At 41.8% G+C, this 5,873-nt stretch carries 7 protein-coding genes; all 7 read left to right on the top strand.

What is annotated here, in order from left to right:
* The first annotated feature begins 185 nt into the window (after positions 1 to 185).
* Positions 186 to 764 carry an ATPase gene (locus tag E1163_RS03045; RefSeq protein WP_155169330.1) on the top strand — a complete coding sequence of 193 codons (579 nt, stop codon included), beginning with the start codon at positions 186 to 188 and terminating at the stop codon, positions 762 to 764.
* On the top strand, positions 751 to 957 hold the full coding sequence (locus E1163_RS03040; protein ID WP_233760109.1) for a hypothetical protein: 207 nt from the start codon (positions 751 to 753) through the stop codon (positions 955 to 957). The genes E1163_RS03045 and E1163_RS03040 overlap by 14 nt, the downstream gene beginning before the upstream one ends.
* 131 nt (positions 958 to 1,088) lie before the next feature.
* Positions 1,089 to 1,301: a helix-turn-helix transcriptional regulator gene (locus E1163_RS03035; RefSeq protein ID WP_155169328.1), complete on the top strand. Its 213-nt coding sequence runs from the start codon at positions 1,089 to 1,091 to the stop codon at positions 1,299 to 1,301.
* A gap of 109 nt (positions 1,302 to 1,410) precedes the next feature.
* Complete coding sequence (locus E1163_RS03030) at positions 1,411 to 3,540, top strand: glycoside hydrolase family 97 protein (RefSeq protein WP_155169326.1); 2,130 nt, start codon at positions 1,411 to 1,413, stop codon at positions 3,538 to 3,540.
* A 123-nt stretch (positions 3,541 to 3,663) separates the two neighbouring features.
* Positions 3,664 to 4,155, top strand: a complete 492-nt coding sequence (locus E1163_RS03025; protein ID WP_155169324.1) for a hypothetical protein — start codon at positions 3,664 to 3,666, stop codon at positions 4,153 to 4,155.
* A 129-nt stretch (positions 4,156 to 4,284) separates the two neighbouring features.
* Complete coding sequence (locus tag E1163_RS03020) at positions 4,285 to 5,214, top strand: DUF5996 family protein (RefSeq protein ID WP_155169322.1); 930 nt, start codon at positions 4,285 to 4,287, stop codon at positions 5,212 to 5,214.
* A gap of 146 nt (positions 5,215 to 5,360) precedes the next feature.
* Positions 5,361 to 5,873 (top strand): hypothetical protein (locus E1163_RS03015; protein WP_155169320.1); only part of this gene is annotated, 513 nt, incomplete at its 3' end.

Genomic DNA, 5,873 nt, shown 5'->3' with positions numbered 1-5,873 from the left:
GAATGTCTTTCTTGAATTGTAAATTTATTCATCAGTCAATTAATCTGAAATTTAGTATATGTGACTTATAGCATGCCTCATGTCAGTTTAACAATGATTTTAAATTTTCTACAATAAGTAATTTGATTGGTGACCCGCAAGTAAGGCTAATCATCAGAATTCAAGGTTAATTGTATATTTGTGTGATGAAGAACCTTTACATTATAGCAGGTTGTAACGGAGCTGGCAAAACTACAGCATCTTATACAATTCTACCTGAAATTCTTAATTGTAGAGAATTTGTGAATGCAGATGAAATAGCGAAAGGGCTTTCTCCCTTTCAACCTGAAAAGGCAGGGATAACAGCAGGAAAGCTAATGTTGAAAAGAATTAAAACTTTGCTTCAAGCAGGAGAGAGCTTCGCTTTTGAGACAACCCTTTCAACCAAAAGTTATGCAGGATTTGTGGAAAAAGCAAAACAATTAGGTTATCAAGTTACATGCTTATTTTTTTTATTGCATTCAGAAGAGTTAGCAATTTCAAGAGTAGAAACAAGAGTGAAGGAAGGCGGACATAATATTCCTGAAACAGTAATTAGAAGAAGGTATAAAAGAGGATTAAATAATTTTTTTAATTTATTTCTTCCTAAGGTAGATAACTGGTTATTTGTTGATAATTCTGGAGATACTTATGAAATTGTTGCAGAAGGTACTATGAATGAAATTGTTATAAATAATGTTAAGCAATGGAATGAATTAAAGGATAAATATAATGATGAGAACTAAAGAGCAACTAAAGGAAGAAAGAGACAAGATAGTTAAGGGGCTTGAAGAGACTTACAGGAGACTGGTTGAGTTCAAAAAGCAGAAAAATAGTCCCATGATCATAATAAAGGATGGAGAAGTTGTAGCTCTGGATCCTCATGAAGTGCCGCCTACAACGCTATACAAGCGCAATACCGGAGCAAATCTTACATAAACACTCATAGGCTTAAGCGTGCTGATTGTTTATACCTAATCCAGTATTTTTAACGCGTTTTAAGAGATTTTATACCCGTTCAGGTATAAATAGGTTGAATTTCATTACTTTTGTACCCGAACGGGTATAAAATGAACAAGTTAAGTCAGTTTGTAAAAGGGCGGCGAAAAAGCCTTGGATTAACGCAAGAAGACCTTTCATTTAAGTCAGGGGTTGGTTTAAGGTTTGTACGCGACCTCGAACAGGGCAAGAAATCCCTTAGAATGGACAAAGTAAATCAGGTACTGGCATTATTTGGACATGAACTTGGCCCTGTGCCGGCAGATAGGAATGAAGACAGCTAATGTCGGCAATTACCTTCTGCAATCACCTTTCCTCCCTACTCAATACCCACTTCTCATCACTACTCTTTATTTTAGAGGGTTGAAAGAATAAAAAACTAAAATACGTCCCATGTTAAAAAAACTAACTCTGCTGTCAATGGCATTTCTGATGCCTTTGCTATTGGCGGCGCAAGAATTAAAATCCCCTAATGGTAATTTGTCAATGAAGTTTGAACTGTCTGATGAAGGCGTCCCTTATTACAACCTGAATTATAAAGGCAAGCCAGTCATAAAGCCCAGTACACTTGGATTGGAACTGATGGATGTCCCTTCGATGAATGCAGGCTTTGAGGTAAAGGAAGTAAAAGAGCAGTCTGTTGATAATAGCTGGAAGCCCGTATGGGGAAAGCAGTCGACCATTAGAAATAATTATAACGAGTTGTTGGTCACACTCGTGCAGCCTACACTGAAGGAGCGATTTATCCGTATACGGTTCAGGCTATTTAATGATGGCCTCGGCTTTCGTTATGAGTTTCCCAAACAGCCGGAGCTCAAGTACTTTATTATCAAAGAAGAGCTGACAGAGTTTGCCCTTGCCGGTGACCATAAAATCTTCTGGATTCCCGGTGACTATGATACCAACGAATATCCCTATACCACTTCAAAGATCTCTGAGTTGCCGGCAAAAATGCCTGAGGCTACTATTGAGATAACAGCCCAAAGGCCGATAAAAAACCTGGCCGTACAAACCCCCTCTATGATGAAAACGGCCGACGGACTTTATGTCAATATCCACGAGGCGGCCCTGGAGAACTATTCAGGCATGAACCTTAATGTAGATGCCGCAACCTATAAAATGAGCACCCACCTTACACCGGATGCCGTCGGCAACAAAGGTTACCTGCAAACTGATGCACACTCGCCATGGAGAACCATAGTCGTAAGCGATCAGGCTACCGATATTTTGGCTTCTAATATGATTGTGAATTTAAATGAACCTACCGCTTACGAGGATGTATCATGGATCAAGCCGGTTAAATATATTGGTGTGTGGTGGGAGTATTTTATCCATGGTGGCAGCAGTTGGGCTTATGGTACCGAGAGCAACGTAAAGCTGGACCAGGATTTTACAAAACTAACGCCAAGTGGCAGACATGGTGCTACCACGGAAAATGTAAAAAAGTATATCGATTTCGCCGCAAAGCATGGTTTTGATGCCGTTTTGGTAGAAGGCTGGAACATCGGTTGGGAAGACTGGTTTGGCAACTGGAAAGAAGATGTCTTTGATTTTGTAACTCCATATCCTGATTTTGATGTAGAAGAGCTGGAAAAATATGCCAGTAACAAAGGAATGCGGATCATGATGCACCACGAGACCTCAGCCTCTGCCACCAATTATGAACGCAGACTCGACAGGGCATTCCAATTTATGGCCGACCACGGGTACAATTCAGTAAAAACCGGTTATGTCGGTAAAATCATACCCAGAGGCGAACACCATGACGGTCAGTGGATGGTAAACCATTACATCCATGTAGCCAAACGTGCCGCAGATTACGAGATCATGGTTAACAGCCACGAAGCAGTGCGGCCAACAGGACTCCACCGCACCTACCCCAACTGGATAGCGCAGGAGTCTGCCCGCGGTACGGAGTTTGAAGCCATGGGCGGCCTGCATCCGGAGCATACTACCATCCTGCCTTTCACCAGGCTGATGGGCGGCCCAATGGATTATACACCTGGCATTTTTCAGACTACCTATAACAACGGTAAACAACGAATTAATACCACCCTGGTAAAACAACTGGCCTATTACGTAACCATGTACAGCCCTCTGCAAATGGCGGCTGACCTTCCTGAAAATTACGAACGCTTCCCGGACGCCTTTCAGTTCATCAAGGATGTAGCCCTGGACTGGGATGACAGCTACTACCTGGAAGCCGAGCCAGGCGACTACGTGACCATAGCCAGAAAAGCCAAAGGCAAAAAGGAGTGGTACGTTGGCGGTGTAACTGATGAAAATGCCCGGACAGCTAATATAGGGTTTGATTTTCTGCCTAAAGGAGAGAAGTTCATAGCCACTATTTATGCAGATGGTAAAGATGCCAGTTGGAACGAAAACCCGCAAAGCTATACCATTCGCAGAGTTGTGGTTGACTCCAAAAGCAAGCTAAGCCAAAAGCTGGCAGCGGGTGGGGGAGTGGCCATCAGCATTGTAGAGGCCACTAAAGATGGTATGAAAGGACTTAAGAAGCTTTAATCAGGTTCTGCCCACATTTCATTCTTTTCATGAAATGCGGGCAGAACATCTTTATAAGTAGGTTAAATAAGAATTGCCAAATAAATGCATATTTTGGTGTACTCCTTAAAAACTAAAATTACAATGAGCAAAACACCTCCGGCTTTTATCTTCAAGTATTTACCAGTAGTCGAAAAATTATTACTGCTGTTATTAATCATTGGCCTTACCATAAACTATTTTAGTGGAGGCCTGTATTCTCTTATAATGATATCGCTGATGGGGTTGAGCTGCGTTGCCTTTCTCAATGCTTACCAGCCTTCCAAGGTACCACCTCCGGAAGAGGGCAAGTCCTATGGCTTTAAAGAATTACTTGCCTATCAGATTATGCCTAAAATGATATGGATTGGAACATCCGTTTTATTGATAGGGATACTTTTTTATATTTTGAGGCTCGAAGGATTTCTCAATATGGTTTTCATAGGCAGCATCGCTGTCACCATAGGTGCTTTTTTACTTTTAGTGCTAAAGTTGACAGGTACTAAACAGATGGAGCATGTAATGCCCGTTCTCTATAGGTCAACCCCCGTTTTAATCATTGGTATTTATATTTTTATGCAGTCAAGGCCAATGTAGAGAGAGGCATTTGACATTAATTCTGGAGTTAAACCGTAGACTTTATTAACTTACACAAGGACTCAGGAGTTGATCGTGTTGTAAGATGAAGGCGGGGGTCATTTTGCATATAAAAACAACAATAAAACTATGAAAAAAGCCCCTCAATTGCCCGACTTGCCTTTCCACGCATGGACTGATACCCGCCTTACACTTCATTTGATATTGCAGATTATCGGCAAGTCCCGGTTAAAGCTTACCGCAAGGAAAAACCACTGGTGGTATATCACCCTTTATGTTACCTCACGAGGCTTTGGCACCCATAGCATTCCCATTAATGATGGCCAGGATAGTATCGATATAGAATTTGATATACTGAAAAAGGAAGTGGTCATATTGTGTAGTACAGGAACAGTAATGACCATATCCCTTGAAAGCAGCCCTGACATAGCAGCTTTCTACAAGCAATATATGGATGCCCTGGCTAGTCTTGGGCTGCGCCCTCAGTTTGTAGCGAAGCCTTTTGACATGGGTGTTGAAGAACCTTTTGAACAGTTGACCATGTACCATCATTACGACTGGAATTTTATACATCGGTTTTGGAAGCTGATGAGGTGGAACAATGCTATCTTTAAAGAGTTCAGCGGGAGGTTTTATGGCAAAACCTGCCCTGTTCAAATCTATTGGCACCACCTGGACCTGACTGTTACCCGGTTTTCCGGGAAGAAACTTCCTAAAATGGATGAGTCTGCCCGCATTCTGGAAAAGGATACCTACTCACACGAACAAATAAGCTTTGGCTTCTGGGCAGGCGATGACAACCTGCAGGAACCAATGTATTACTCTTATACCTACCCGTCGCCCGAAGGTATCGATAAGGAAATACTACAACCCGAAGCTGCCAAATGGGCGGAAAGCAATGGCAGTCCTATGGCACTGTTGAGATATGAAGATGTGAAGAACGCAGATAATCCCGCCGAAGCAGTATTAGATTTCCTGGAAAGTGCCTATCAGGCCGGAGCGAAACATGCAGGCTGGAATATGGAAGAGCTGAAAGTGCCTGATATCAAACAGCTATGATTATACCCGCAAGTATTTTTAAACAAGTTCACCCGCTATCTCATGCCAGTGTTATATTTGCGCGAAAACGTGAGCCTTGAGGGTTAAGTCATGCGTATTAAGTATCACATGTGCTAAGCCGATAGATGCTGAATGTTACTACCAACATGAAATATTTTCTCATAATAACCTTTACAGTAATATCCATAAGCGCCTTTGGACAGAGCGAGTCCGGTGATGTAAGCCAGTGCTTTGAGCAGTTTAAAAAGGCAGTAGCGGAAGGTAACGGCAAAGAAGCCTCTGAAATCGTTGCACCTGAAACCATAGAACATTATCAAAGCCTACTCAACCTGGCTCTGGAGGGAGATAGCATAGAAGTAGCTAGTCTAAGATTAATAGATAAGCTGGTGGTAATTTCTATGCGCAATCAATTATCAAAAGAAGATATTTTGCAAATGGATGGTAAAAACTTCATTGCATATGCTGTAGATCATGGAATGCTGAGCAAAAACAGCCTGATTAACTTTCAGCTTGGAGAGATAAGGGTGACAGATGAATTTACCATTGCCCAAATAATAGTTGGAGAAATGGAAACCCCATTAAAAATACACTTTTATGATCAGGGCGGGTGGAGGCTGGACATTACACCAGTACTGCCCGAAATGAGTACTTCATTAAAA

Source organism: Fulvivirga kasyanovii, assembly GCF_009711405.1.
GTDB classification, from domain to species: domain Bacteria; phylum Bacteroidota; class Bacteroidia; order Cytophagales; family Cyclobacteriaceae; genus Fulvivirga; species Fulvivirga kasyanovii.
The sequence above is the reverse complement of the archived record's forward strand: the minus strand, read 5'-3'. Positions and strand labels throughout refer to the sequence as shown.